Origin of the sequence: Pseudoxanthomonas mexicana (genome assembly GCF_014397415.1) — a bacterium.
In the GTDB taxonomy this organism is placed as follows: domain Bacteria; phylum Pseudomonadota; class Gammaproteobacteria; order Xanthomonadales; family Xanthomonadaceae; genus Pseudoxanthomonas_A; species Pseudoxanthomonas_A mexicana.
Genome location: NZ_CP060731.1, coordinates 2,851,188 through 2,877,704, shown reverse-complemented (window position 1 = coordinate 2,877,704; position 26,517 = coordinate 2,851,188). Strand labels below are relative to the sequence as shown.

The 26,517-nt window shown below is 61.6% G+C and carries 25 protein-coding genes; 17 read left to right on the top strand and 8 right to left on the bottom strand.

The features are described 5' to 3' along the window. Positions 1 to 61 precede the first annotated feature (61 nt). The 3 genes from IAE60_RS13445 (at position 62) to IAE60_RS13435 (ending at position 2,009) form a co-directional block, all read left to right on the top strand. Positions 62 to 799, top strand: a complete 738-nt coding sequence (locus IAE60_RS13445) for a peroxiredoxin (protein ID WP_187572655.1) — start codon at positions 62 to 64, stop codon at positions 797 to 799. An 80-nt stretch (positions 800 to 879) separates the two neighbouring features. Further along, positions 880 to 1,221 carry a protein tyrosine phosphatase family protein gene (locus tag IAE60_RS13440; protein ID WP_187572654.1) on the top strand — a complete coding sequence of 114 codons (342 nt, stop codon included), beginning with the start codon at positions 880 to 882 and terminating at the stop codon, positions 1,219 to 1,221. Positions 1,222 to 1,226: 5 nt separating this feature from the next. After that, the gene (locus IAE60_RS13435) at positions 1,227 to 2,009 is read left to right on the top strand and encodes a sulfite exporter TauE/SafE family protein (protein WP_187572653.1); all 783 of its coding nucleotides are present in this window, start codon (positions 1,227 to 1,229) and stop codon (positions 2,007 to 2,009) included. A 61-nt stretch (positions 2,010 to 2,070) separates the two neighbouring features. On the opposite strand, the gene IAE60_RS13430 is transcribed toward IAE60_RS13435, so the two are convergent. The 3 genes from IAE60_RS13430 to IAE60_RS13420 all read right to left on the bottom strand — a co-directional run bounded on the left by IAE60_RS13430 (position 2,071) and on the right by IAE60_RS13420 (position 5,977). Continuing rightward, positions 2,071 to 2,922, bottom strand: a complete 852-nt coding sequence (locus IAE60_RS13430; protein ID WP_187572652.1) for a TlpA disulfide reductase family protein — start codon at positions 2,920 to 2,922, stop codon at positions 2,071 to 2,073. Positions 2,923 to 3,278: 356 nt separating this feature from the next. Continuing rightward, positions 3,279 to 4,526 carry an NAD(P)/FAD-dependent oxidoreductase gene (locus IAE60_RS13425; RefSeq protein ID WP_222937138.1) on the bottom strand — a complete coding sequence of 416 codons (1,248 nt, stop codon included), beginning with the start codon at positions 4,524 to 4,526 and terminating at the stop codon, positions 3,279 to 3,281. A 500-nt stretch (positions 4,527 to 5,026) separates the two neighbouring features. Continuing rightward, the gene (locus IAE60_RS13420; protein WP_187572651.1) at positions 5,027 to 5,977 is read right to left on the bottom strand and encodes an integron integrase; all 951 of its coding nucleotides are present in this window, start codon (positions 5,975 to 5,977) and stop codon (positions 5,027 to 5,029) included. A 255-nt stretch (positions 5,978 to 6,232) separates the two neighbouring features. On the opposite strand from IAE60_RS13420, the gene IAE60_RS13415 reads away from it, so the two are divergent. The 5 genes from IAE60_RS13415 to IAE60_RS13395 all read left to right on the top strand — a co-directional run bounded on the left by IAE60_RS13415 (position 6,233) and on the right by IAE60_RS13395 (position 9,810). After that, positions 6,233 to 6,625 (top strand): hypothetical protein, encoded by a 393-nt coding sequence (locus IAE60_RS13415; protein ID WP_187572650.1) that lies wholly within the window; start codon positions 6,233 to 6,235, stop codon positions 6,623 to 6,625. A gap of 81 nt (positions 6,626 to 6,706) precedes the next feature. Further along, positions 6,707 to 7,078, top strand: coding sequence for a hypothetical protein (locus IAE60_RS13410; RefSeq protein ID WP_187572649.1), 372 nt, complete (start codon positions 6,707 to 6,709; stop codon positions 7,076 to 7,078). Between the two features lie 90 nt (positions 7,079 to 7,168). Next, a complete protein-coding gene (locus tag IAE60_RS19065; RefSeq protein WP_425504430.1) occupies positions 7,169 to 7,786 on the top strand; it encodes a CbrC family protein in 618 nt (205 codons plus the stop codon). A gap of 103 nt (positions 7,787 to 7,889) precedes the next feature. Next, positions 7,890 to 8,393 carry a hypothetical protein gene (locus IAE60_RS13400; RefSeq protein WP_187572647.1) on the top strand — a complete coding sequence of 168 codons (504 nt, stop codon included), beginning with the start codon at positions 7,890 to 7,892 and terminating at the stop codon, positions 8,391 to 8,393. 832 nt (positions 8,394 to 9,225) lie between these two features. Continuing rightward, positions 9,226 to 9,810: a hypothetical protein gene (locus IAE60_RS13395; protein WP_187572646.1), complete on the top strand. Its 585-nt coding sequence runs from the start codon at positions 9,226 to 9,228 to the stop codon at positions 9,808 to 9,810. A gap of 91 nt (positions 9,811 to 9,901) precedes the next feature. Here IAE60_RS13395 and IAE60_RS13390 read toward each other — a convergent pair. Both IAE60_RS13390 and IAE60_RS13385 read right to left on the bottom strand, forming a co-directional pair. Further along, a protein-coding gene (locus tag IAE60_RS13390) for an IS3 family transposase (protein WP_229767007.1) occupies positions 9,902 to 11,052 on the bottom strand; the annotation gives its coding sequence in 2 pieces (ribosomal slippage) (positions 9,902 to 10,806 and positions 10,806 to 11,052; 1,152 coding nt in all). A gap of 770 nt (positions 11,053 to 11,822) precedes the next feature. Further along, the gene (locus tag IAE60_RS13385) at positions 11,823 to 12,551 is read right to left on the bottom strand and encodes a hypothetical protein (RefSeq protein WP_187572645.1); all 729 of its coding nucleotides are present in this window, start codon (positions 12,549 to 12,551) and stop codon (positions 11,823 to 11,825) included. Positions 12,552 to 12,983: 432 nt separating this feature from the next. Here IAE60_RS13385 and IAE60_RS13380 point away from each other — a divergent pair, with 432 nt between their 5' ends. The 6 genes from IAE60_RS13380 to IAE60_RS13355 all read left to right on the top strand — a co-directional run bounded on the left by IAE60_RS13380 (position 12,984) and on the right by IAE60_RS13355 (position 16,592). Next, entirely contained in the window at positions 12,984 to 13,595 is a 612-nt protein-coding gene (locus IAE60_RS13380; protein WP_187572644.1) for a VC1465 family Xer recombination activation factor, read from the top strand. Further along, the gene (locus tag IAE60_RS13375; protein WP_187572643.1) at positions 13,592 to 13,918 is read left to right on the top strand and encodes a hypothetical protein; all 327 of its coding nucleotides are present in this window, start codon (positions 13,592 to 13,594) and stop codon (positions 13,916 to 13,918) included. The genes IAE60_RS13380 and IAE60_RS13375 overlap by 4 nt, the downstream gene beginning before the upstream one ends. Positions 13,919 to 14,320: 402 nt before the next feature. Beyond that, positions 14,321 to 14,932 carry a VC1465 family Xer recombination activation factor gene (locus tag IAE60_RS13370; protein WP_187572644.1) on the top strand — a complete coding sequence of 204 codons (612 nt, stop codon included), beginning with the start codon at positions 14,321 to 14,323 and terminating at the stop codon, positions 14,930 to 14,932. Then, positions 14,929 to 15,255, top strand: coding sequence for a hypothetical protein (locus IAE60_RS13365; RefSeq protein WP_187572643.1), 327 nt, complete (start codon positions 14,929 to 14,931; stop codon positions 15,253 to 15,255). Before IAE60_RS13370 ends, IAE60_RS13365 begins: the two co-directional genes overlap by 4 nt. Positions 15,256 to 15,657: 402 nt before the next feature. Continuing rightward, positions 15,658 to 16,269: a VC1465 family Xer recombination activation factor gene (locus IAE60_RS13360; RefSeq protein ID WP_187572644.1), complete on the top strand. Its 612-nt coding sequence runs from the start codon at positions 15,658 to 15,660 to the stop codon at positions 16,267 to 16,269. Next, positions 16,266 to 16,592, top strand: coding sequence for a hypothetical protein (locus IAE60_RS13355; protein ID WP_187572643.1), 327 nt, complete (start codon positions 16,266 to 16,268; stop codon positions 16,590 to 16,592). The genes IAE60_RS13360 and IAE60_RS13355 overlap by 4 nt, the downstream gene beginning before the upstream one ends. Positions 16,593 to 17,271: 679 nt before the next feature. Here IAE60_RS13355 and IAE60_RS13350 read toward each other — a convergent pair. From IAE60_RS13350 to IAE60_RS13340, 3 genes are all read right to left on the bottom strand, one after another. Further along, positions 17,272 to 17,976, bottom strand: a complete 705-nt coding sequence (locus IAE60_RS13350; protein WP_187572642.1) for an SseB family protein — start codon at positions 17,974 to 17,976, stop codon at positions 17,272 to 17,274. A gap of 53 nt (positions 17,977 to 18,029) precedes the next feature. After that, positions 18,030 to 18,302, bottom strand: coding sequence for a BPSL0761 family protein (locus IAE60_RS13345; RefSeq protein ID WP_187572641.1), 273 nt, complete (start codon positions 18,300 to 18,302; stop codon positions 18,030 to 18,032). A gap of 621 nt (positions 18,303 to 18,923) precedes the next feature. After that, complete coding sequence (locus tag IAE60_RS13340) at positions 18,924 to 19,595, bottom strand: hypothetical protein (RefSeq protein ID WP_187572640.1); 672 nt, start codon at positions 19,593 to 19,595, stop codon at positions 18,924 to 18,926. A 1,160-nt stretch (positions 19,596 to 20,755) separates the two neighbouring features. Here IAE60_RS13340 and IAE60_RS13335 point away from each other — a divergent pair. Genes IAE60_RS13335 through IAE60_RS13325 form a run of 3 tightly spaced genes read left to right on the top strand, consistent with a single transcriptional unit; the run spans position 20,756 to position 26,512 of the window. Continuing rightward, complete coding sequence (locus IAE60_RS13335) at positions 20,756 to 22,828, top strand: tellurite resistance TerB family protein (protein WP_187572639.1); 2,073 nt, start codon at positions 20,756 to 20,758, stop codon at positions 22,826 to 22,828. Then, positions 22,825 to 24,177 (top strand): ATP-binding protein, encoded by a 1,353-nt coding sequence (locus IAE60_RS13330; RefSeq protein ID WP_187572638.1) that lies wholly within the window; start codon positions 22,825 to 22,827, stop codon positions 24,175 to 24,177. The genes IAE60_RS13335 and IAE60_RS13330 overlap by 4 nt, the downstream gene beginning before the upstream one ends. A 1-nt stretch (position 24,178) precedes the next feature. Then, a complete protein-coding gene (locus IAE60_RS13325; RefSeq protein ID WP_187572637.1) occupies positions 24,179 to 26,512 on the top strand; it encodes a DEAD/DEAH box helicase in 2,334 nt (777 codons plus the stop codon). Positions 26,513 to 26,517 lie beyond the last annotated feature (5 nt).

Sequence of the window (26,517 nt, the reverse complement as noted above, 5' to 3'; positions counted from 1 at the left end):
ACCCCCTGGCTTCGCCGGCGTCGTTCCACCCCCCCGCAAACCACGACACAGGAGTATTCCCATGAGCTGTACCGATTCCGATCCGAAGATCGTCGCCGCCGCGGCACTGGCCTCCACGCCGGTCTCCGCTGCTCCCGCTGCCACCCCGGCTCTCACCGGCCTCATGCCGGCCGCAATGCCGCGCATCAACGAACCCGCACCGGCGTTCAATGCCCAGACCACACACGGTCCGCGTTCGAACGAGGATTACAAGGGCAAGTGGCTGGTACTGTTCTCGCATCCGGCCGACTTCACCCCGGTCTGCACCACCGAATTCACCGCCTTCGCACGTGCCGCCGGCGAGTTCGCCGCACTCAACACCGAACTGCTCGGCCTGTCGATCGACTCGGTGTTCTCGCACCTGGCGTGGGTGCAGAACATCAAGGAGAAATTCGGCGTGGAGATACCGTTCCCGATCATCGAGGATCTGTCGATGAACGTGGCGCGTGCCTACGGCATGATTCACCCCGGCGCCGCGGACACCTCGGCGGTACGTGCGACCTTCATCATCGACGACAAGGGCATCCTGCGTGCGATGGTCTATTACCCGATGACCAACGGGCGCTCGGTCGCCGAGATACTGCGCCTGGTCAAGGGCCTGCAGTACAGCCTGGCAAATGGCGTGGCAACGCCGGAAGGCTGGCAACCGGGCGACAAGGTGTTGCTTGGCGCGCCCAAGACCGTCAGTGAGCTGGAAGCCCGCGCCGGGCAGGATCTGGAAACGACCGACTGGTACTTCTCGATGAAGCCCGCAAACTGAGTTCCCGTACCACGACGGTACCGACCTTGGCGTCGGTACCGTCGATCCTGTCCACGACCCTGAAGGCCCAGGACGCTGCCATGCCGATCATCACCCCCCTTTCCGACCGATATCACGTCTGCCCGCAGATCGAACCGCACGATGTGGCCGACATCGCGGCACGCGGGTACGCTGCGCTGGTCTGCATGCGTCCTGACGGAGAGTCCCCGGGCCAGCCGTCTTGGGAGCGGGTGGCGGCGCAGGCACACCGGTACGGTCTGGCATTCCACTTCATCCCCGCACGCTCGGGGCAGGTAACGCCTGAGCAGGCGCTGCAGTTGCGTGAAGTGCTGGAACAGGCCGGCGGTCCGGTGCTTTCTTACTGCGCATCCGGGAACCGGTGCACGCTGGCGTGGCGCATGGCCACGCAGTCACGGGCCTGATCGCGATGGATGCATGGCAGACGGTGGCCTCTCTGGCGTCCGGCGGCCTGGTCGGCTTCGTGCTGGGCCTGATCGGTGGCGGGGGGTCCATCCTCGCCACGCCGTTGCTGCTGTATGTGGTGGGCGTGGCGCAGCCACACGTGGCGATCGGTACGGGTGCGCTCGCCGTGTCGGCCAATGCTTACGCCAACTTCATCAGCCATGCGCTCCGACGCAATGTGTGCTGGCGCTGCGCGATCGTGTTCGCGCTGGTGGGCACGCTGGGCGCTCTGGCCGGCTCCAGCCTGGGCAAGGCGATTGACGGGCAGCGGCTCCTGCTCATGTTTGGGCTGGTGATGGTTATCGTGGGCGTCGCGATGCTGCGTCGTCGGCGCGAGAGCTCCCCGGGGCACGAAGTGACCACGTTGCGCAACTGCCTGCGCGCGGGTGCGCTGGCGTTGTTCGCAGGCGCCGCCTCCGGCTTCTTCGGTATCGGCGGCGGCTTCCTGATCGTGCCTGCCTTGATGCTGGCGACTGGCATGTCGATGGGCAATGCGGTCGGATCGTCACTGCTGGCCGTAGGCACTTTCGGCCTGGCCACCGCGCTCAACTATGCCGTGTCCGGCCTGGTCGACTGGGGAATCGCCGGTCTTTTCATTCTGGGCGGCGTGGCCGGTGGCGTACTCGGTACGCGCTTGTCGTTGCGCTGGGCACAGAGACGCACACTACTGACGCGGATCTTTGCGGTTCTCGTGTTTGCCGTGGCGATCTACATTCTCTATCGCAGTGCAGGGACCCTGCTTGCCTGAGGGGGGGACCCATCCCGTCATCAGGACGGGTCGCGAGGGAGGCCAGGGGCGCAATCGGGCGTCATTGCAGTGTGCTGGACGGTCCATGCGTTCCGGAGCCCAAGCGATCGCGCAGGGTATCGGTAAGGCTGGCGCGAGTCAGCTCGCCCATGTGGACGTCGACGAGGCGGCCGTTCGCGTCGAAGGACAGGGTAGTGGGCAGGCCGCGGGTACCGGTGGCGGACATTGCCTGCGAATGCGGGTCGAGCAGAACGTCTCCATGCAGCTCCAAGCCCTGGCGTTCCAGGAAATCACGGACGGTAGCTGCGTCCTCGCCCTGGTTGAGCAGCACGAACTCGACGCCGGGATGGCGCTTCGCCGCATCTTCGAACACGGGCATCTCGCGGCGACACGGCGGGCACCAGGTGGCCCAGAGATTGAGCACGACCGGCCTGCCCGTGCGTTCAGCCAGCGCCACCGGCTCACCATCGAGAGTGATTGCGGCGACATCGGGCAACGGCGATGCGGGGCGCAACAAGGTCAGCACACCGCTGGCGGCGAGCCAGGTCAGCAGGCCCGCAGCAATGCCGATCAGCAGCGGCCTGCGCAACTGCGTCTGCTTCCGGGTGCGCCACCACGCGAACGCGAGCGCAACAGGCAACCCGGTCCACCACTGGAAGCCGCCGTCGCCGATGGCGATGATCGATTTCGGCGCCGCGGCATACTCCGGCCACCAGCGCAGCACATAGCCGATACGCGCGGCCAGCAGTCCGACAAGGAAGATGTCGGCGAACAGACTGCCCGCAAGTTTCGGCACGGTCTTGTCATCGGAAGCTGTAAAGCGCACTGCCAGCAGGCGCACCAGCCACCATGCTGCCAAGGCGGCGCCGGCCACCAGCACGGCCCGCATCGGAAACGGACCCAGCGCGTTCATGGCGGGTTCCCTTCAGCAGGCATGCCTGCCGGCACGCAGTGCACGGACCGCACCGGCCGGGGGCGGACAGCATCGAAAGGGAACCGGCTGTCGGCAACGAAGACGGTATCGCACGACAAGGCGGATGGCGCCACGGGTGTGGCTTTGTCTCCCGTATCCGAGCGAAGAATCACGCGCGTTACGCCCGTGCCAACGGCGCTAGCGCCGACAAAGGTTCGCGCAGCTCGGTGCTCCATCCCATGGAGCGTATCACTTGGTTCAATCTAGTACCGCCCTGCGAGAGATCGCTTGCAAGAAACCCAGGGAAAATGAAGTGCATACCCTTTCCGCCATCCAGCGACCCATGCGGGTGGAACCTACCGATACGGCTTCAGGTAGCGTTCCTCGAACTTGCGCTTGAGCCAGTGGAACACGCGCGATTGCGGCGACGTGATGGTTCTGGATCCGCTGCGGTAGATCAGCAGGCCGCTGTCCAGCGTGTCGACGATGCATGCCAGTTCTGTCTTGAAGCCATGGCTGGCGGGTTCGTGGCGCAACTCGGCGGCAATGTTCCTGGCGACGGCTTCCGCCTGCAGGTCTGCCTGGTGCGCCTGTTTGGCCATCCAGTCCGGGCCGGGATAGCTGCCGACGTCGCCGGCTACGTACACGCGCTCCAGGCCGCTCGCGCGGCAGTGCGCATCGGCGGCCACGAAACCGCCCTCCGAACGCGGCAGGATGCTGTCGTCCAGCCAGGCCGGGCCGGTGAGGCCAGGCATGAACAGGATCAGGTCGGCCGCGAACTCGCCGCCTTCGGTCACCACCTTGTCCACATCGAATCGTACGGGCTTGTGGCCAAGATGGGTTTCGATGCCGAGCGCCCGCATGCGCGAGAGCAGCTTCTGCACAGCGGATGGGCCGAGTCGCTGGCCCGGTTCCTGGGAGGGGTTGAAGAACACGAGCTTGAATTTCCCGCGCCTGCCTTGTCGGCGAAGCAAGGTGTCGATGCCGAACAGGAACTCGAACATCGGACCTCCGCGTACCGCCCCGGGTTCCTTCGGGTTGCTGGCGAAGCCGATGGCGATCGTGCCGCCATCCATCGCCGCCAGTCGGTCGCGAATCGCCTCGGCGCTGGCAATGCCTTCGCAAGGAATGAGGGCATGCTCGATGCCGGGCAGCTTGCGCAGGTACCGGCCACCGGTCGCGACGATCAGGTAGTCGTTGCGCAGCTCGCCGTTGTCGGTGACCACGCGCCTCCCGCCTTCGAGCACCTGCAGCACGCTGCCGGGGTGCCAAACCACACGCTCACGGCGGAAGAAGTCCGCCAACGGGACGCGCAGATCGTCTCCGCTCCTCTCGCCGGAAGGCAGCCATATCAGGCTGGGCAGGTAGACGAGTTCGTTGCGGGGCGATACAACGATGATCTCGGCGACGACACGCAGCTTGCGCAATTGCCGGATGGCGGTGAGTGCGGCAAAGCCGCTACCAAGGATAACGATGCGGGTCATGGTGTTGCCCCGTCCTGTCGTTGCGGCGGTGGTTGAGGAAAACCGCAGAGGCTGTTTGCCATGGGATCCTGTCGTGGCGAGCCAGAGCGCACCGGGGCCCCCGACCAGTCGCAACAGCACGTGGCGAAATGCTTTGAGAGAGTCATCCTGCCTCTGCAGTTCATGCGGACATCTTGAGCGACCACACGAGACACTTGCCTTAGAGGAGCCGGAAGGGATGGTTACACTATATCACCACACTCTACATTAGCAATAGCTTATGTAAGCTTTGGCGGCCAGGGTCGGAGCCATCAACCGTGACGCAGAGCGGGACTTCCGCTGCTCTTTCCTGCTCGTGAAGCAGCGGGATCGGCCCAATGCATGGGTAGTCGAATCCAGCAGGTCTTGCTTGGAACGCACGCACATCAAGCCACGCCCGAACATACATCCAGTGTTATTCGTGGGCCAGTTTGAACCGCGGGAGGAAGGTCAAACCAATATCGCGCCCGTTGTGCTACTGATGCCTCTTGTAGGAAGCGGGTATCAGGGTGGGGCAGGGGATTAGGGATGTTTATCGGGGGTAGGGGGCATGGCAGCTTCCGACCCAAAGCGGACATCCTAGGAATGTCCGCCTCCCATGCTCAAGGCAGGTGCAGTCGATCAAGCGGACTGACCGTCTTACGGACGGCTTGCTCCACGTGGGTATAGATCATAGTGGTCTTGAGATTGCGGTGCCCTAGGAGCAGCTGAATGGTCCGAATATCCGTGCCCGACGCTAGCAAGTGAGTGGCAAACGAGTGGCGTAAGGTATGAACCGAGGCATGCTTGGTGATGCCAGCTTGGCGCACCGCTTCCTTGAAGGCCATCTGCACCCCGCTTTCAGACGCATGCCAGCGAAGTAGACGACCGGTCTGAGGGCAGGCCCGGACCACACGAGAAGGGAACAGGAATTGCCAGGCTAAGCTCTGGCTGGCACTTGGATACTTCCGCTCCAGCGCATTGGGTAGAGGAACAAATCCGGCGCCCCGGACGAGATCCCGCTTATGCGGCCTAGCCACCCCGAGCAGCTGGCGCCGTAGCTGGGCCTGCAAGCGATCAGGCAACAGGGTGGTCCGGTCCTTGCCTCCTTTTCCGGCTCTGATATGGATCAGCCCTGCCTGCAGGTCTACATCCTTGACTCTGAGGGTGATGCACTCGGTGACCCTTAGACCTGACCCGTAGAGGAGGTGCGCCATCAGGGCGACCACGCCATCCATCTGCGCCAGGGTCGAAACCACCTCGTCTGTGCTCAAGACAACCGGCAAGCGTTCCCTGCGCTGGACCCGCCGCAGGCCACTCAGGTGGCCGACCTCTGCTTCCAGCACGTCGCGATAGAGGAACAGCAAGGCATTGAGTGCCTGGGACTGGGTGGACGCGGCGACACCCCTTACCGCTGCGAGGTGATTGATGAAGGCCACAATGCCAACCGGCCCAACGGCACGTGGATGCTGGCGGTCATGGAAATGGATGTACCTACGGATCCAGAACCGATAGGCCTGCTCTGTGCGACGGCTCAGATGTCGGCGGCGGCACACCACGGACACTTGGTCCATGAGCCTGAGAGGGGGCGGAACGGTGACGGTCGGTTCACCCCATGAGGGTCGCTCCATTGGTGGTGAAACGACAGCAGCGTACCGCGTGTGCGCTAAACGTGGGTCCGGTTATACATCGGCTTGTTAGCCGGACCCAGTCGGCCTAAGATCGAGTTATATCAAGGGGATAGGCCACCATACGGTGCGCTGTGGATAAGTCGTATAACCGGACCCAGGGATCCGGCTATTAGGTAGTTAGGCCGCATGAGGAGTTCCATGGATTTCGACAAGTCATCTGAAATCATCATTAGCTTGGCGCGCGAGGTTGTCTCAATGGTGAGGCGCATCGACCCAGACTGGACTCGGGCCTACTGGCGTTTTGAGAGCGAAGAATCACGATTCGGCTCAAACGCTTCCTACGAAACGCGCTCGGGAGTTGAGTTGGTCTCCGCTCTTCGCGAGAGTTCAACCTACTCCCGACTGAATGATCTTGGCAGGCAACTTTGGGGCGCTGAGCCCGTTCCCGAAAAGCGATTTTTAGTCTGTCTCTTAATCGTAGACGCACAACTAGACTATGAGGTCATGTTTGAGCGCCAAGATCTTTCCAAGTGGCGCATCACCAAGTTAGATGGTGCCTCAGGTCGGCCAGCAGGTCTCGCTGCGGCCTAACAATTCATTCAAGCCGAACCCGCTTCGCGGGTCGGCTTAATTCAGGCGTTAGGGCGCTAGCTTCTTATCAAGGGGTTTCAGATGAAGAGCATTTCATTTTTTGCTTGGCTCCTGCTTCTGGCCACAGGTTGCTCGACATCCGGGGTTGCCATTCCTCTAGGCGCCAAGACTTACCCTCCTACATCCGCTGACTCTGTGGTCATTCTTGCGGAGCCGCCTACTAGGCCTTTCGCGGACGTAGCTCTAGTCGACGGCACTGCGGCGACAGACGACTATTTCACTCAAGAGCGAACCCAGGCCGCAGCCCTGAAAGCCATGAAAGAGAAAGCAGCTCAGCTCGGGGCGCACGCGATCATCATCACGGACAAGGGCAGTCGTCCCTATGGCGGCCCTCTGTGGGAAAAGCTGCAGATCAGCGGAAAAGCCATTAGGTACACGGACGATTCTGAGTGACGCGCCCTAACAATTCATTCAAGCCGAACCCGCTTCGCGGGTCGGCTTAACTCAAGTGTTAGGCCGCTCTCCAAACTTTCTCGGTACCCCATGCCAACATTCACGGACATCGGTCTGGACTTTCCGCTCTTCCAGGGCTTGGTGGAGGACGCAATCTTGGAGGAGCCGGGCGTTTGCTCGCGCTGTGCGGCCACGGCCCCGTTACTCCTCGCAAAGAAGTGCTACGACTGTTTCCGAGCCAGCGGACACACAATGAACACAGAGTACGGCATGGTGCGCCCGGAAGACGCGCGGGCAGGCGTGACACACGGCGTCCCGCTAGACCCGAAGAGGCTCCCTGATCTGCCGCTGGTTGCTCACCCTATTGATCCCGCATTTCCAGATGAGCACTGGTACAGCATCAAGTGTGACCCTCAGGACCTCGAAGAGCTAACTCGCACCCCGAAGTACCATACGTGGCAGGGAGAGCAATGGCTTTTCTGTTGTGGCAAGCCCGCCGTGTTTGCAGGCACGCTCAACAGCCGCTCGCTCGCGAAGTTCGCGCCCCGGATTGGGACATCGCCTCAGGACATCCTTGACGGCCTCGTCTCACAGCTGGGAATCCGCTTGCCTATCAGCTTGCAAGACCTAGACGGGGGCTCAGTTGGGGTATACGTCTTCCGCTGCCGGGAATGTCAAGGTTTGCTGAGCCATGTCGATTGCGATTGATCGGTGTAGCCTGTGCAGACGGCTGGCGCGCGCGTCGCGGCCTAACAATTCATTCAAGCCGAACCCGCTTCGCGGGTCGGCTTAACTCAGGTGTTAGCTTGCAATGCTCAGTTCAGCGCAGCCCGACAACGAAAGGATTCTAAGGCTTGTCGGCGCAATCGTGCTGGTAAGCCAGGACGCAGAGCGCTACCTGAAGATCACGTTGCCATTTACAGGCTCGGAAGACCCAAGTCTTACCGCAGCGCTTAAAAGGCACGAGAAATTGAAAAAACGAACTTTGGGTGAGCTAGCCGGGAAGTTCGTAGATTCAACCACCTCGGACTCGCTCGACTTTGCGAAACACATGGCCTATTTGGTCGCTACCCGCAATCAAGTGGTTCACCACTTCAACGAAACATACGGGGCACAACTCGGCGCCGGCTCCTATCAAGAGGTCTATGATTCTCTTGAGACATTGCTTGCCAACCTTAAGATCTTCCGCTCCGTTGTTGAGCAGCTTGCTCTGGTGGTATTTGAGGGATTGCGAGATGTCACGTTCCGGGATACACCTGAGTATGAGCAAATGGCTTCACTTTGCGCCTCGTTCCGCGCACGGATTGCAAGCTAACAATTCATTCAAGCCGAAGCCGCTTCGCGGCTCGGCTTGATTCAGGCGTTAGGCCTCATGAGAATACTCGTCGCTCTTGCAATTGCCCTCTTCTCGTCAGCAACCTCTGCTGGCACGCCATCAGAGTTGCAGAACATCCCAAGTTCGCTAGTACGCGTCACAGCATCGGCGGAATACCGGCTGCTAGGTTTCGCCAGTCTGGGGGACGATGGTATGCGATACACCTACTATCTCCAGCGCCTAGAGCTAGATGAGGTTATCTGCACGCGCAAAATCGACGAAATCAGTGGATCAAACGCAACTTTGCATGAAGGCTGGAAGGTTTTCCCTGCAGTACTACACCTCACACACGTTACAGGCCCAGCGCAGGCGGAGTTCGTCGCCATCACGCCCGCAAAGAATTGCACTTACAAGTTTTCCAGCAGGCCAGCTGAGGCCTAACAATTCATTCAAGCCGAACCCGCCACGCGGGTCGACCTAATTCAGGCGTTAAGGGGGCAATAGTGAGATTCGCGTACGGGGTAGTCTAAAGAGCTACCGTCTTCTGCAGCGGAAGGTGATGCATCCTCTTGAGCCAATGCGCATGCTATTTGCAACCTCACGGACCCTCAACCCAAGGGTGTGAAGAACACGAACTTCCGTCGTGTTCGACGACTCTATTCAGCGGGGTAGGGGCGACCGATCGCTCCCCTTGATAGGGAAGGCTCCCGATCACTTGCTCCCCGTAGTGTGCAATCTTGTGGCCCGCCGTCTCCTAGGACTAAGCTCTGAGCACTGATCGATCTGCGGGCGGGGGCCCGAGTTCGGTGGCACTCAGCCCGGGGGAGGGCTCATGAAAAGATTTGCTTATGGATTAGCCTTGTTGACGGTCATTACGCCGGCTAGCGCGCAGAGTCTAAAGGACGCCGCCGTGGCTTTTAGCAAGGGCAACTGGAAAGTGCTCAGATCCGTCGATCCGATGACAGACAAGACCAGTTGCACGGGCATTTACAATGGTGACTACAGCATCCAGCTGACGCCCGATACATTGTTCGTCTCCATCTCCGGCGGCATCGAGTCCGTTCTGCTGCGCTATGACGAACAGCCTCCCGCCCGCATGCGATTGGCTACGGAGATGGAGAAGAAGATCCGTTCGATGATTATCAGCGGGAACTCATTTAGCCAACTGACCACTGCTGGCCGGCTGCGTTATCAAGCCGCCACGATGGTTAGCGGTATCAAGACCGGTGAGATCGAACTGACGGATTTTAATGCCGTATTGGCGAACATCCAGCAAGGTTGTCCGAACACGGGCACTCCGGCCGCCGAGTCCAAGTCTGCTCCCGCGGCTGCGGGCGGGACCTGCAGCGTGGAACTTATCAATAAGATGAAGCAGCAGGGATTGGCGCCAGAGAAGATCTTGGCGATCTGCCAATAGATCCGTTCTGTGGCCTGACCGTGATCCATTGCGTTGATCATGCTCGCTTGATACGCGGCCGAGTATGGACCGGCCAGAGTTCTGTAGACACTCAGTCGCCGCTCTGCGCGTAGCGCCTTTCAAACTCTACCGGTGACAGTCCGCCAGCGGAACCATGCCGGCGGATCGGGTTGTAGAACATCTCGATGTAGTCAAACACGTCCGATGCCGCCATGGCGCGTGTCGGGTAGATCCGCCGCTTGATCCGCTCCTTCTTCAAGACGCTGAAGAAACTCTCGGCCACGGCGTTGTCGTGGCAGTTCCCGCGTCGGCTCATGCTCGGCACCATCCGGTGCGCTTTCAGGAACGACTGCCAATCGCTGCTGGTGAACTGACAGCCCTGGTCGGAGTGCACCATCACGCCAGGACCGGGCTTGCGCCGCCAAGCCGCCGCCACCAGTGCCTGCAGCACCAGATCGCTGGTCATCGTCGAAGCGGTTGCCCAACCCACGATCTGGCGCGAATACAGGTCCATCACCGCCGCCAGGAACAGCCAGCCCTCGTAGGTCCGGATGTAGGTGATGTCCGTGACCCAGACCTTGTTCGGTGCCTGTGGCCCGAAGTCCCGGTTGAGCACGTTGGCCACCACGCCCGCCGGGCCGCCGCGATGACGCGGCTTGCGGCCATAGCCGACTTGGGCACGCAGACCTTCTGCCCTCATCAACCGCAAGACGCGGTGCCGACTGCATTGCTCGCCGGCCTCGCGCAGGTCCAGGGTGATCTTGCGATAGCCATACACCGTGCCGCTGGCCAGCCAGTGGTGCTTGATCAGCCCCAGCAGACGCTGATCTTCGCGCTCACGAGCGCTGGCGCCATGGCGCAGCCAGGCGTAGTAGCCGCTGCGCTGCACGCCAAGCACCCGGCACATCGCCACCAAGCGGAACTCCCGGGCGTGCGCGCGCATGAACGCGTACTTCGCCCTTACCCCTTGGCAAAGTACGCGGCGGCTTTTTTTAGGATGTCGCGCTCCTCGGTCACCCGCCGCAGCTCAGCCTTGAGCCGTCGGATCTCGGCCGAGTCGCTCGGCGCAACCGTGGCTCCAGGGGCCGGTACCGTCTTCTTGGCCGCCTGCACCCAGCCATACAACGTGTGCTTGGGAATCCCGATCCGGGAGGCGACATCCACGACCGTGAAGCCACGCTCGATCACCTGCTTCACCGCTTCGGCACGGAACTCATCCGTGTACTGCTTGCTGTTGCCCATAAACACCTCGGTCATTGCCATGAATTATGGCAACCGGATGTCTACGAAAGGCTGGCCGGTCCAGTATTGCTTCGGCGCTCCTAACGAGCGCGGCGCAGAAGTTTTGTATTTACATTCCAAGGGGAACTTAATGAAGGTCGTTTTTCAAGGTGGCGTTCTGTCATTGGCTATCGGCTTAATGGCGTGCTCGGCGGGAGGAGATGGAGCAGGCTCCGCCGTGGCCTCAGATCTGGCTGGTGGTTGACCTGGCCTTCGCCGAGCGGGCCGCTCGTCTAGTGACCACCGCCATACAGCCCCTATGCTCAGATTTGGACGTCATCATCGACTTGGCGGTCCACGACGTATCGCAGCCTTTGCCGGCGGGCCTGGACGATCCCCAGATCCGGCCCATATTCACGAGAATCAAGCCAACTTGAGCGCAGCTCATCGGCCTATGAGCCCTGAAGACAAGCTACTTGCACTCCTTCCGGAATTGACCGAGGAAGAGAAGGATCGGCGGACCCGCGAGGGCATGGCCGACGTCGACGCTGGACGTACGATCCCGCACGAGCAACTACTGCAATGGATCAGGCGACGGTCGGAGCCTTCTTGAAGGTTTCCGCTGTGTCAGGAGCGTGGAAACTTTTGAATCCAATCTTCAAGAAGGGCACGCGTGCCTGAGCAGTACTCCAGGAATGCCTGTGTCACGCGGCTTCTGGTTCGATCAGGCGTAGGTCTGTAATCCACGAACTGCCTGACGTCGGTGGGTGTTTCCTCGTTGAATCATGGTGTTAGAGCCGATTCGGCTGTTTTTCTCGCGAATCCCTGCCGACCCTCATCTTGGGTTGGGACGTCTGCAACTCGCCGATGGGGTCGCGGATCGTGAGTTCTACCGCATCCAGTTCTTCACCATCCAGGACGATAGTGCCTGGGGCCAATTCACTGAAGCGTAACTGGGCGACCTGGCTCGGGGTCAGCCGGCACAAGAACAGGATGAGTGCAACGTCCATGGTACCTTCGCGATCATCGTTGCACACACCGAGTAACGCACTGACAGTGTTGGTCGCAGACATTGGCAACGCCATCGTAATCCCGAGCGCCGCGCGTTCGGCTTCCCAAGAGGCATAGATTTCCGGTTTCCGGCGACGTACCAATTCGCGATCAAAGCGCAGGTTGGACAGGCTATGGGCCCGTTGCAGCACCAGCAGGCGCCAATCCGAGGTAGCGGGAGCGACGCAGTCGACGCGCGCGTTGTACCCGGCCTCGCGCAGGCCATCGAAGATCGTGCTGGTCATGCGCATCCGCAGCCGCCCCCCGACCGCAATGGCGAGATGGTCATCGATGAATGCGTTCACCGCGTCCAAGCTCACCGCAGTGGGCGGGGCGGCGGACAAGGACAGCGGCATGCCGTATCGAAGTCGGTGCCACATATCCCAGTAGAGCAGGCCGGCGGCGTACTGCGCTATCGTCCGAGGCGCCAACTTTTGCTCGACTAGAAGCTGATCGATCCATTCCGCCATGTTGTCCCGACCCCCGCGTCCAACAGCCAGGAAACCAAGAGCCGGCCGAGCCAATTCAGCCGCCGCCGGCTGGGATATGTCATTACTGCGGAAAAGCATACAGATTGTGACGGCCACCGAAAGCTGGTGGCCGGTGACGACGGTAGTCAACCCTGAAGCGACCAACGCCTCGTGTCTATATCGAGAGACTCTCGTATTTTGGGATACATCGTTATCGCGGAAAAAGATACAGATTGGTGCGGGAAGGGATACAGATTTGCACCGGGCGGACACGAGCATTGGTGGATCAGTTCGCCCACCATCCCTGGCTAGTACTTACATAATAGGCATTATGCGAAATCAGGCGTGGCCCAACGGGCTGCCCTGAGGCGCTCCCCTTTGCAGCGTCGGCACCACGCTCGGCGCTTCCTGGAGGCCCGTCTGCGCCTCCGCATGACGCAGGCCCAGTGCGCCGATCTGCTCCAGGTCACGCCACGCACGCTGCGCTACTGGGAGGCCGGCAGCGTCCGAATTCCGCATGCGGCGTACCGGCTGCTGCGCATCCTCTGTGGCGGTCGCTACCTGGATCATCCGGCGTGGCGCAGCTTCACCATCCGTGAGGATGTGCTGGTGACCCCGGAGGGTCACGAGTTCCCGGCAGCGGATCTGGCCTGGTGGTCGCTGCTGGTCCGGCAAGCCCGTCAGTACCGGGCCGCACGTCGCCAGCTCCAGAGCCTTCAGGGCGCACCGCTTGTGGCGGAGGCGGACATCGCGTTAGCGATGCCGCCCCGTGCCCCAGGCGTTGCGCCTTGTTCGTCCTGCGCTGCCGTAGGCGCTCCGACCGGCGGAATTCCCGGACTTGTTGACCGCCAGCCGGGCCCGCTGGTAGCGTCGGCAGAGCAACTCGTCGCTGCGCCATTCGTTCAGCGGAAACTCCCCACGTCTAATAGGGGAGTCAGTGAAACTGAACCGTATGGTTCGGCTGTCCCCTCGCCTCCTTCCAGCGCTGCGGCCCTGCCGCAGGCGGGGGCTGCTGCGCCCACCAGTGCGGGGGTGACGGCATGAACCTGGCTGCTCGTATTGCGCAGGCGATGGCTGATAACGCTATCGGCCGGCTGCCTCGTTTGACGCGCCACGCGTCTCCTGAATTTGCCCGTGAGCTGCTGGAAGCCTACTACCGGCTTCGTGATGAGCTGCAGGAGATCAGGCGCATTGAGGGTGATGGCTGTTCGCTCACGGACCGCATTGCGGCCTCTTCCGTCTGCCTCCAGGTCGATGACGCGATCAGGCATACCAGAGCCTGGTTGTCGTTGACCGCGCGCCGAGGTGGCCGGGGTCTGCGGCTAAAGGCTCCAGCGGCACAGGAGTCAGTCAGTGTCCAGCAGTAACCGCCCCGGCCATCAGCGCAGTGTCGTTAGGCCGGGTCGGCCCGCACGGGCCGGCACTGCGCGCACGTGCCGAGACGGCTCTTGGAGGGCCGCAGGCCCGTCTATGGCGCATGGATGCGCCGCTCCTTCTCCAGCGGTTGGACCCGCGCCGGTAGCCCCTCAGCCGCTTTACATAATCCTCCTGCTGACCGCTTTTTTTTGTCTTTCAGTAGGCAATATTTGCCTCCAGAAAATATCTGAGTTAATAATCCATCCTCTGGGAGTTAATCCATGATCGGAAAGCCTGTTCCAACTAGGCATTATGCGAAATCAGGCGTGGCCCAACGGGCTGCCCTGAGGCGCTCCCCTTTGCAGCGTCGGCACCACGCTCGGCGCTTCCTGGAGGCCCGTCTGCGCCTCCGCATGACGCAGGCCCAGTGCGCCGATCTGCTCCAGGTCACGCCACGCACGCTGCGCTACTGGGAGGCCGGCAGCGTCCGAATTCCGCATGCGGCGTACCGGCTGCTGCGCATCCTCTGTGGCGGTCGCTACCTGGATCATCCGGCGTGGCGCAGCTTCACCATCCGTGAGGATGTGCTGGTGACCCCGGAGGGTCACGAGTTCCCGGCAGCGGATCTGGCCTGGTGGTCGCTGCTGGTCCGGCAAGCCCGTCAGTACCGGGCCGCACGTCGCCAGCTCCAGAGCCTTCAGGGCGCACCGCTTGTGGCGGAGGCGGACATCGCGTTAGCGATGCCGCCCCGTGCCCCAGGCGTTGCGCCTTGTTCGTCCTGCGCTGCCGTAGGCGCTCCGACCGGCGGAATTCCCGGACTTGTTGACCGCCAGCCGGGCCCGCTGGTAGCGTCGGCAGAGCAACTCGTCGCTGCGCCATTCGTTCAGCGGAAACTCCCCACGTCTAATAGGGGAGTCAGTGAAACTGAACCGTATGGTTCGGCTGTCCCCTCGCCTCCTTCCAGCGCTGCGGCCCTGCCGCAGGCGGGGGCTGCTGCGCCCACCAGTGCGGGGGTGACGGCATGAACCTGGCTGCTCGTATTGCGCAGGCGATGGCTGATAACGCTATCGGCCGGCTGCCTCGTTTGACGCGCCACGCGTCTCCTGAATTTGCCCGTGAGCTGCTGGAAGCCTACTACCGGCTTCGTGATGAGCTGCAGGAGATCAGGCGCATTGAGGGTGATGGCTGTTCGCTCACGGACCGCATTGCGGCCTCTTCCGTCTGCCTCCAGGTCGATGACGCGATCAGGCATACCAGAGCCTGGTTGTCGTTGACCGCGCGCCGAGGTGGCCGGGGTCTGCGGCTAAAGGCTCCAGCGGCACAGGAGTCAGTCAGTGTCCAGCAGTAACCGCCCCGGCCATCAGCGCAGTGTCGTTAGGCCGGGTCGGCCCGCACGGGCCGGCACTGCGCGCACGTGCCGAGACGGCTCTTGGAGGGCCGCAGGCCCGTCTATGGCGCATGGATGCGCCGCTCCTTCTCCAGCGGTTGGACCCGCGCCGGTAGCCCCTCAGCCGCTTTACATAATCCTCCTGCTGACCGCTTTTTTTTGTCTTTCAGTAGGCAATATTTGCCTCCAGAAAATATCTGAGTTAATAATCCATCCTCTGGGAGTTAATCCATGATCGGAAAGCCTGTTCCAACTAGGCATTATGCGAAATCAGGCGTGGCCCAACGGGCTGCCCTGAGGCGCTCCCCTTTGCAGCGTCGGCACCACGCTCGGCGCTTCCTGGAGGCCCGTCTGCGCCTCCGCATGACGCAGGCCCAGTGCGCCGATCTGCTCCAGGTCACGCCACGCACGCTGCGCTACTGGGAGGCCGGCAGCGTCCGAATTCCGCATGCGGCGTACCGGCTGCTGCGCATCCTCTGTGGCGGTCGCTACCTGGATCATCCGGCGTGGCGCAGCTTCACCATCCGTGAGGATGTGCTGGTGACCCCGGAGGGTCACGAGTTCCCGGCAGCGGATCTGGCCTGGTGGTCGCTGCTGGTCCGGCAAGCCCGTCAGTACCGGGCCGCACGTCGCCAGCTCCAGAGCCTTCAGGGCGCACCGCTTGTGGCGGAGGCGGACATCGCGTTAGCGATGCCGCCCCGTGCCCCAGGCGTTGCGCCTTGTTCGTCCTGCGCTGCCGTAGGCGCTCCGACCGGCGGAATTCCCGGACTTGTTGACCGCCAGCCGGGCCCGCTGGTAGCGTCGGCAGAGCAACTCGTCGCTGCGCCATTCGTTCAGCGGAAACTCCCCACGTCTAATAGGGGAGTCAGTGAAACTGAACCGTATGGTTCGGCTGTCCCCTCGCCTCCTTCCAGCGCTGCGGCCCTGCCGCAGGCGGGGGCTGCTGCGCCCACCAGTGCGGGGGTGACGGCATGAACCTGGCTGCTCGTATTGCGCAGGCGATGGCTGATAACGCTATCGGCCGGCTGCCTCGTTTGACGCGCCACGCGTCTCCTGAATTTGCCCGTGAGCTGCTGGAAGCCTACTACCGGCTTCGTGATGAGCTGCAGGAGATCAGGCGCATTGAGGGTGATGGCTGTTCGCTCACGGACCGCATTGCGGCCTCTTCCGTCTGCCTCCAGGTCGATGACGCGATCAGGCATACCAGAGCCTGGTTGTCGTTGACCGCGCGCCGAGGTGGCCGGGGTCTGCGGCTAAAGGCTCCAGCGGCACAGGAGTCAGTCAGTGTCCAGCAGTAACCGCCCCGGCCATCAGCGCAGTGTCGTTAGGCCGGGTCGGCCCGCACGGGCCGGCACTGCGCGCACGTGCCGAGACGGCTCTTGGAGGGCCGCAGGCCCGTCTATGGCGCATGGATGCGCCGCTCCTTCTCCAGCGGTTGGACCCGCGCCGGTAGCCCCTCAGCCGCTTTACATAATCCTCCTGCTGACCGCTTTTTTTTGTCTTTCAGTAGGCAATATTTGCCTCCAGAAAATATCTGAGTTAATAATCCATCCTCTGGGAGTTAATCCATGATCGGAAAGCCTGTTCCAACTAGGCATTATGCGAAATGGCTGATGGGGGAGCTGGGCTGGTGGACAAGGCTCTTGCGTTGGTGGCGGGTGTTCATCGCAGACATTCTGGGATCGCCGACGCAAAGATTCTGTCCTTCGACGCGGACAATTCTGCTTGGTCGGAAACCAATGCAAACAATTTCGGATGATCTCGCTACCAACGCAGAAAAAAGCGGTCAACTCGACGCAGTAGAACGTTTCTTCAGCCGCCTTACCCATTGCAACAGTTCCTCGTGCGGGATCGTCCGCCCAGCGTCGACGTCGGCCAAGCCCTCGCGGGTCCGACGCTCCTTCTCTGCCGCGGACAGCTCCGGCAGCAAAGCCAATAGTTCTTCTTCTCGTGTCATCTACGTTGAGAAACAGGTGCTTAGGTCGGACTGTACCTGGAGAAGATGGGACGGATCTTGGGATCAGCCAGGTGTTCGGGCAATGGTTGGCGGGCATCGTGGACCGCCAAGTCGACCACGACGTCCAGTTCTGCGCCTCGGGACTGAATAGCCGTACTCACCAATCGGGCTGCCCGTTCGGCAAAGGCTAGGTCGGCCACCAGCCAGATGAGTAGTCCTGGCTGATCTTCTGTGGGCGATGTAAAGGCATCCAGGAGATAGGCCGCCGTTACAAAGCTGGCGTCCTGGAGGCACTCGCTAATGAGTTGACCAAGCCACGCCGGCGCACTTTGGGCCGGACGGACGTGCACCTGGGCGTGAGGCGTCTTCTCTATCCGAGCCACGAAGCCAGTGTCCAAAAGGGAGGCGATCTCCTCCGGATATAAGACCGCCCCTCCATCGTTGGGGTTCATCATCAGGGTCGCCCCCTTGGTGCCGGCCAAAAGGTCGCGCCCTCTCACCTGCACAATCTTCACCGCCGATGAGGACGCGAACCGGGCCTTTTCCCAACCGGTAAAGAACGGGATGGCATCGAAGCCGTCGGGATGGCGGAATTGCACTAGGCGGGTCCTGCCTGAGTCGTCAGAGACGGGCACATGCACGTAGACCAGAGCGTCCAGCAACCGCCGAAAGAAGGCCGGTTCCTCGGCTGGATTGGTGCGTGACCGTTCCAGCCAAGCTTCCAACTCCCGTTCTGCCCGGCTCCCTCTGCCTGCACGCTGACGTGTCCGGGTCACGGTCAGAGCCTGTGCGGGCCTTGGGGATAGCCACGAAACCAGTCAGGATCGATCTTGCTGGTCAGATACGGCGTGCGAAAGAATGATTCGGTGCGCTGCCAGAGCTCTTCTTCGTGCTGGGCAATGGCCTCAATGTCGCTCAGTGTCGGGTAATGCCGCAGCAGCCGGTACGCTTCCTCTCGCACCTGCTTAGGTACGGCCTTGCTGGCGGCCAGCTCTTTCAGAAACGCGCCGGCTTGCAGTACGTTCCGGGTTCGCTCTTCAGGCATGGTCATGTACGGGACCAAGAAGACTAAGGAAAACTTAGTTTACCGCGTCCGGCGGTACAGGGAGCTTAAGGAGTAACGACCTTGCAAACGGAACTAAAGTCCAATATAATCAATAACTTACTTCGCATAACATTCCTTATGTCAAGCCCAGGAACGCCGGCTTTGCCCGTGTCGTCGTAACCTTTCGGCGGCGCGGGCCGTCGTCGAAAGCTCTATTGGAGGTGCCTAAGCACCTCTTCCTGCAACTCAAGAAGTGAGTGATAACCAAGCAACACTGAACTGTCCGCAGCATCTGTAAGGACCAGTCGCCCGCGATACGCCTCTGGATCGCCCAAGCCATCATCAAGTTCACCTAGGACATCGTACCTGTAGATGTGGCCAAAGTTGGGATCAAACGTCACTAGTTCGCTGGCTAAGACGCCCCCTTTGTAGTTGCTCAGAACATCGCGTGCGACTGCCGTTGACGGCAGTCCGGTCACGACGCCCGGATCAACTTTAGCTTCGTGAGCTGCAGCATTCTTCGGCGGCGAGCTAGGCTCAAAATCCACAGCGGTTGCCTCACGTGTCACTGTTCCAGAATCAAACTACTAGACGGTTGCAGGTATGTAGAGGCCCAGTTGGCGTGGCTTACTCGATCGTGCGCGTTACCAAGGTGGCGCCTTCACTACTCACGAGCTTCGTGCGGTCTGTATCGAAAGTGCGGCGCTCGCGATCATATGTCTTTACGATCAGAAGATCGCCAACTTTGCCTACGACAGCCTCATCTGAATCACCGAGGAAAGGAAAAGAGACTCGGTCTCGTTCGGCCAAGTAGCCATGGGTAGTCGCTATTCCAAGCACAAGAAGTGAACCAAAGAAGGTGGTAAGTAACCAGTTCGAAAGACGTTCTTTCGGATTCGCTTCTTTCTCGCGCTTCAGCCAGTAATCGATCCCGAAGATGATCATCCCTGTAAGCACAACGAGTATGACGCCGGGCCAAGAGATCGGTCGGTCAAAGTCCAGGTCGCTGAGCCAGAATGGCGACGTCACAGCCGCGGCGAAGATGAGATGAAACAGCAGGCGAACTGGTAATGGCGATTCCCGGGGGTCATAAAAGGTGGCGCCTACGTAGCAGACCGCCGTTCCCATGAAAAGCATCGAAAGGCTACTTATCAGAATCTTGTAGGCGTCCAATTCTAAGAGCTCAAACGGCACCCCGTAGAACATCAGGCGCCCAAGTTGATTGATGAGAACAAGGCCTGTGCCGAGGATTGGGACCAATGCAATGGCAATGGCCAGATCGAACTTCCCTCTCTCCATGTGGAGCCCCTTCAGTTCAATTGGGATAGGACCTCGATACTACGCTTAGCTTTGTCCGTAGCGGTCGCCCTATCCCGCATTGTCTGCCTCCCACAACGCACTACGACAGAGGTGTAGAGTGGAGGGGGGGGAAGTATTTCGGCTAGCGGACAGCAGGGGCTGACACGATGGGGCGGCGCAAGGGAAACGGGGGCGGTATCGGCGCATTGCTGTTGGGTGCGCTAGTTGTCACTTTGCTGATCCCCAAGGAGATCTGGATTGCGCTGTTTTGGATTGCGGTCGTGGCCCTCCTTTGTTGGGTGGGTTGGCGCATGTTCCGCAAATGGCAGTGTGCCCAACAGGCCTCTGTGTTGCCCCCTCCACCGGAGGAAACCGGCAAGACACTAGCAGAAATCCTGAGTGAGTCCTCCGGTAGGAGTCCTCCGACGGCACGCGGTGCGGGTGGATCCGCCTCCGTCCTGCAGGTTGCTCCTCCCCCACTCCCCTCGACGCCCGCGATCACGCTACCAGCCCCCAGATCGCAAGCTTCGACAGGCACTGGGAGGGTCGTCATCGAGCCTAACCCCCCCACGCCTGCACATGAACCAGTTCCGGTACGAACAACCTCGCCGCTTGGCAACTGGGCGGACAATCGGGACGCAGTTGCCGCTGTCAATCGTGTGCGCTCAGACGAGCTGCGCGCCAAGATCGCTGCGAGTGAAGCGGACCATAAGTCCCGTGCACCGCGTCTTCCTGCAGCGGAATTCACCAATACACAATCCGTTGAGGAACCGCCCGCGGATTCTGCAGCTAGCGCGAGCTCGCAACAATCGCCCTGGGAGATTGAACGAGATCAAGTTGCGAGCGAGAACCGTCAACGGGCGGAAAGGCTGCGTGCGAAGTTTCCACACGCGTCCGGCTTGTCAGAGGAGTCAACGGAACCTGGGTTCACGCCTACACCTGACGCGAGCGCTCGAAAGCCGTTAGGGGAGGCCAGTTTTTCATCCTCGCAGGAACAGGTCCCTTCCCCTCCTTCCCTGCCCCCAAGTCCCGTAGTTGAACTACCGCCGCTCAGAAGCCAGGTTTCGGACAGCGAAGCTCCAGCCGCCGTGTCGTACAGCCGCCCCGTTCCTGTGCAAGATCCCGTCCCGGTCCGGACGACATCACCATTGCGTGCGCTGTTGGATCTGGCCAGTCCGATCCGGCAACCGGCACCGCCGCGCTGGATACCGTTTGGCGAGACCGTTTCCATTCGTGGCCAAGAAATTGCCGGTGGCGGTTTCTATCTCGGTACGCCGCGAAACTATCAAGACAGCCGCTTGGCTGCGGTTGATCCGACCCTAGCCTTTTCGGGACAGGCCGATTGGCGCGGTGAAGGATTGGGCTACTGGCCCAGGTATGCCGGACTCAATGATCGTGAGCGAGGGACCTTCCTTGCATTCCTGAACTCGGAGCGACGAGCAGCTACCGTCGGTATCGGTTACGTGTTCCTGTATTTCTATGGTCTTGAGTACCGCTTGCTGCGCGGCCTGGCCGCCGGCGAAGAAGGCCGAACCGAAGGCCTGCGAATCCTGAGCGAAGTGGCGCGCCTGCAACAGCACTATGGCAGCCACGGCTCCTTTGGCTCCTACAGCCAGAAGTTCCTGGCGGTGGGGCGCTTCAAGTTAGGAGTGCCTGGTGACGTCACGGACAACGACTGGAGCCTGGCCCAGCACATCAAAGCAGCCCAGATGGTCATGCGCCATCAGGCGCTGAGTGCGGATCTGGCCTTCGCTTGGGCTCAGGCACTGACCGATGAGGCGCGCTCCACTACGTGGGATGTTGTTCGGCCGGAGATCAAAACCCGGTTTGGCCAACTTTACGCACAGCGCTTCGGTCAGGGCCTGATCATCAAGCCGGGACGCTCCAAGCTCACCCTAAGCTATCGCTGGGCGGGTCCCGAAGTAGGCACCGAGACAATCCAGACCGACCTGCCGGACATCACCCGCAGCCAAGCACCCATGCGGCCCCTGATCGCGCTGGTTCAGCAGGCGATGGGCGAGTTGGAAGCATTGCGACGGGTGCGACGCAGTAAGAACGGCACGCCGATGGCCGAGCTGGCGGCCATGCCCGAACCGTTACGTGGCAACCAGGTCCCGCCGACGTTCCGCGCCTTGGTATCGGACCTGGACGCGGCGTTGGCCCAGCAGACCGTGGCCGTGATGGCGACCTCTCGCCTGACCCAAGGATGCGGAATGGGCGCACCGGAACGGCTGGGCAAGCGCGAGGCGACCTCGCTGATCCAAGCGTTGGAAGCCTTGGGGTTTGCGATCGAGCCTGACGTCCGCTTCCATGGCCCTTCGCCTACGCCCGATGGCCACGTGGTGGTATTCCGATTACCTAACCAGGCCGCGCGCACGCCCAGCGCCGCGTATGCGGCCGCCTTGTTGATGCTGCAGGCCGCGCTTGCCGTGGCCGGCCAAGGCAGCGAGATCAACCAGTCGGAGCTGGATGTGGCCGTCGCCGCGATCGAGCGGCAGTTTGCCTTGCCAGAGAGTGAGCAGCGACGCATCGAGGCGCACCTACGGTGGTTGCAGCTCAACCCGGTCACCTTGGCGCGTCTGGAGAATCGGGTGCGTCTGTTGCCAGCCAGCGAGCGCGAGGCGTTCGCAGGCGTGTTGCTGGAGATCGCCGCGGCTGATGGCCATGTCAGTCCGGCCGAAATACGGGTGATCGAGCGATTCTACCGCGCTCTGGAACTGGATCCGGCCCGAGTACCGGCCGATCTGCACCACGCCAGCGTCGGCGGACGTCCCAAGACTGCCGCAGGCGGTGGACTCAACGCCGATGTGATTGCCCAGAAGCTTGCCGAAACCGGCAGGGTGCAATCGGTGCTGGCGCAGATCTTTAATGAAGCCGAGTCCGCTGCCACGGCCGAGATAAGCTCCCCTACTCCATCAGTCACTCCAGCGAGCGTATCCGCAGCACCAGTAGAAGGTCCAAGTGACTCAATACCTGGGCTGGATGATGAGCATATGGCCTTGCTGGAGCGGGTACTGGAGGTGGCCGGCGACCAATGGTCTCGTGCCGACTTCGAAGCCGCCTGCGATGCATTGGGCTTGCTGCCCGATGGTGCGGCCGAAATGCTCAATGAAGCGGCGTTCTCCCTCGCCGGCGAACCGCTGCTGGAAGGAGACGACCCGCTGTACATGAACGATTACGTGCGCGATCAGCTCGCGCAAACCCTGTCCGACCAGAAGAAGCTACGCCTATGACAAGCGCTGTTCGAATTCCGCCTCGTGATCGCGATGCCGTGCTCCAAGCCCTGCGGGCTGGCGTGGTGCCGCGTCGTGGCCTGCAGTACATCCAGGTGGGTCGCGCCCGTGAAGTCGAGGCCCTGATCAAGGATATTGATCGCATCAATCAGGCCGGCAGCGCGATTCGCTTTGTGATCGGGGACTTTGGCGCTGGCAAGACCTTCTTCCTAAGCCTGGTGCGTGCGGTGGCGCTGGAGAAGGGTCTGGTCACGATGACCGCCGATCTCAATCCGGATCGTCGCTTGTATGGCAGCGGTGGCCAGGCGCGCTCGTTGTACAGCGAGCTGACCCGCAACATCGCCACCCGGACCAAGCCCGAAGGCGGCGCGATGGCGAGCGTGGTGGAGCGCTTCATCACCACAGCGTTGCAACAGGCCAAGAGCACGGGCGAAGCGGTGGAATCGATCATCCAGCAGCGGTTGCAGTCGCTGACCGAGTTGGTGGGTGGCTACGACTTCGCTCAAGTCATCGAGTGTTATTGGCGTGGCCACGACCAGGGTAACGAGCAACTCAAAGCCGATGCGGTGCGCTGGCTGCGCGGTGAGTTCACCACCAAGACCGATGCGCGCCAAGCGCTGGGGGTACGCACCATCATCGAAGATGACCAGGTCTATGATGGGGTCAAACTACTGGCGCGGTTCATTCGCTTGGCTGGGTATGGCGGCCTATTGGTATGTCTGGACGAACTGGTGAACCTGTACAAGCTGCCGCACGCCACGGCACGCAATACCAACTACGAGCAGATCCTCCGCATCCTCAACGATACCTTGCAGGGCAGCAGCGAGGGCGTGGGCTTTGTGTTCGGTGGAACACCAGAAACGCTGATGGATGCCCGTCGCGGCTTGTACAGTTACCAGGCACTTCAATCGCGTCTATCCGAGAATGCATTTGCCGCCCAGCAAGGGCTGCAGGATTTCGGCGGTCCGGTAATCCGGCTGGCCAACCTCACCCCGGAAGATCTGTACGTCCTGCTCACCAAGCTGCGACACCTGCACTCCAGCGGCGATGCAGCTCAGTACGCGCTGCCCGATGAGGCCCTGCCCGCCTTCCTGAGCCACTGCAATCAGCGTATCGGCGCTGCGTACTTCCAGACGCCGCGCAATACCGTCAGGGCCTTTCTCGATTTGCTCAGTGTCCTGGAGCAGCATGCGGACCTGGATTGGAACCATCTAATCGAAGAGCTGGATGTCAGTCAGGAGCTCAATACCGATCGCGACATCGAAGAGGACGGTACGGCTCCTGCTCCGGCTGCACTGCAGGCGGGAGCGGCCGATCCGGACGATGAGCTCTCATCGTTCCGGCTCTGAGATGGCCATCGACCCGTTCGAGCAGCTGCATCCAGGGATCCAACGCTGGGTGTGGCAACAAGGATGGCCGTCCTTGCGGCAGATCCAGGCGCAGGCCATTCCGCTCGTGCTGGGGAGACAGAGTGATGTGGTGATCTCGGCGCCAACCGCCGGGGGCAAGACCGAAGCCGCTTTTCTGCCGATCATGAGTGATCTGGCGCAGTTCGAAGGCCCAGGACTGCGCTGTCTGTGCGTGTCGCCGCTGCGCGCCCTGATCAACGATCAGACCCGTCGCCTCACCTCGATGGCCGAGGCGGTGGATCTGCGTGTGCAGCCTTGGCATGGCGATGTGTCAGCTGGACGCGCGAGCTTCTGGAAGCGACCGGCCAATATCCTGATCACCACCCCGGAAAGCTTGGAGGCTCTGCTGATGCGTCGTGGCGCGCAATTCGGCGGCTTGCTGGGCGAGCTTCGCTATCTGGTTGTCGACGAGTTGCACGCGTTCTTCGGCAGCGAACGCGGGGCCCAACTGCGCTCGCTGCTCCAGCGCGTGGAACGCCTAGTGCCCCATCCCCTGCCCCGTATTGCCTTGTCGGCCACCTTGGGAGAGCCGGCACACGCCGGCCACTTCTTGCGCTCACGGGGAGGATTTCCATGCCAGGTGCTGGCTACGGCCTCCGACGGCGGCGAGCTGCGCTTGCAGGTGCGCGCCATCCAGCAGCGACGAGCGCATGACGATGGCCCAATGCCCACCATGGAGGCCGCTGGAGATGCGGTAGAGAAGCTACTAGCCCAGATCGCACGCCAGCCCATGGATGAGCGGGTGCCGCTGCCGGCCCCACCTGAGACCTTTGAGGAACTGGAGGACAACGAGCAAGCACCAGCCGATCGCTACACGACCGCGCTGGATGAGATTGCGGACCACCTGTTCGAACGCCTGCGGGGTCAGAGTCATCTGGTGTTCGCTAATGCGCGTGCGCAGGTGGAGATCGTGGCCGACCAGCTGCGCGAGCGCGCTGAAGGTCGTGCGCTGCCAAATGAGTTTTTCCCCCATCACGGCGCCCTATCGCGCGAGCTGCGCCTGAGCGTGGAAGAACGGCTGCGGGATGGGAAACTGCCCACGAGCGCCGTGTGCACGTCCACGCTGGAAATGGGCGTGGACCTGGGTGACGTCGTATCGGTGGCCCAGATCGGCCCGGCGCCCTCAGTGGCGGCCCTGAAACAGCGCATTGGACGCTCCGGACGCCGCCCGGGTCAGCCGCAGATCCTGCGCCAGTATGTTGTCCTACCGCCACTGACCTCACGCAGTCATCCCGTGGACTGGCTGCGCCTGAGCCTGCTGCAAGCTATCGCGGCGATCGAGCTGATGCTGGCTGGGCGCTTCGAGCCTCCGATGCAGGACGACCTGCATCTGTCGACCCTGGTCCAGCAGATTCTGTCATACATCGCGCAAATCGGTGGCGGCTGTACGGCTGCCGAGCTGTTCCGGGAACTGTGCCAGCGCGGCGCATTCTCCAGCATCGATCAAGCCACGTTTGCCGAGGTGCTGAGATCTTTAGGGAGCGCGCAGCTCATCGAGCAGGTCAGTGATGGCAGCCTGCTCCCGGGTGCGGTAGGTGAGCGGCTCATTGAGCACTTCAGCTTCTATGCCACCTTCTTCACCCCTGAGGAGTACCAGCTGCTGTGCAATGGCAAGCGACTGGGCACAGTGCCGATCATTGAGCCACTCGTGCCGGGGCGTTTGATGCTGTTTGCCGGTCGACGCTGGCGCATCCTGGAGGTCGACACCCAGGCTCGTGTCGTCCTGCTGGCGCCCTCCAAGGGGGGCAAACCTCCCAGCTTTGGCGGCGGTCCGCTGGGCGTACACCGCATCGTGCACCAGCGCATGCGGCAGCTCCTTGAAGAGGCCTCCATACCGGTCTATCTGGACGCAGCGGCTCAGCAGGGATTGATGGACGCTCGCGAGGCCTACAGCTTGTTCGCGTTTGACCAGAGTCCTCTGATCGCCTCTGGGGATGCCGTCCATCTCGCGCATTGGGCGGGCCACCGGGTTGGCCTGACCATCGCATTGTGGTTGCAGTGGCTGGAGGTTGAGGTGGAGGTCGTCAACGTGGGGCCGTTCGTAGAGGTGATTGGGGTGGCCGAACAAGATGTGTCCCAGCTGATCGAGGTGGCCCTACAGCGGATACCAGCAGATGCGACGATCTTGGCGGCGCGGAAGGAAGGTTTGGAGCGGAACAAGTTCGACCAATTCCTGCAGCCTGAGCTACTTATCCGTGGCTATGCGGCTGCCGAACTGGACTTAGAGGGTGCGATTGCAGTGATGAAACAGTGGCACGGGGCACTGATTAAGTGATCGCC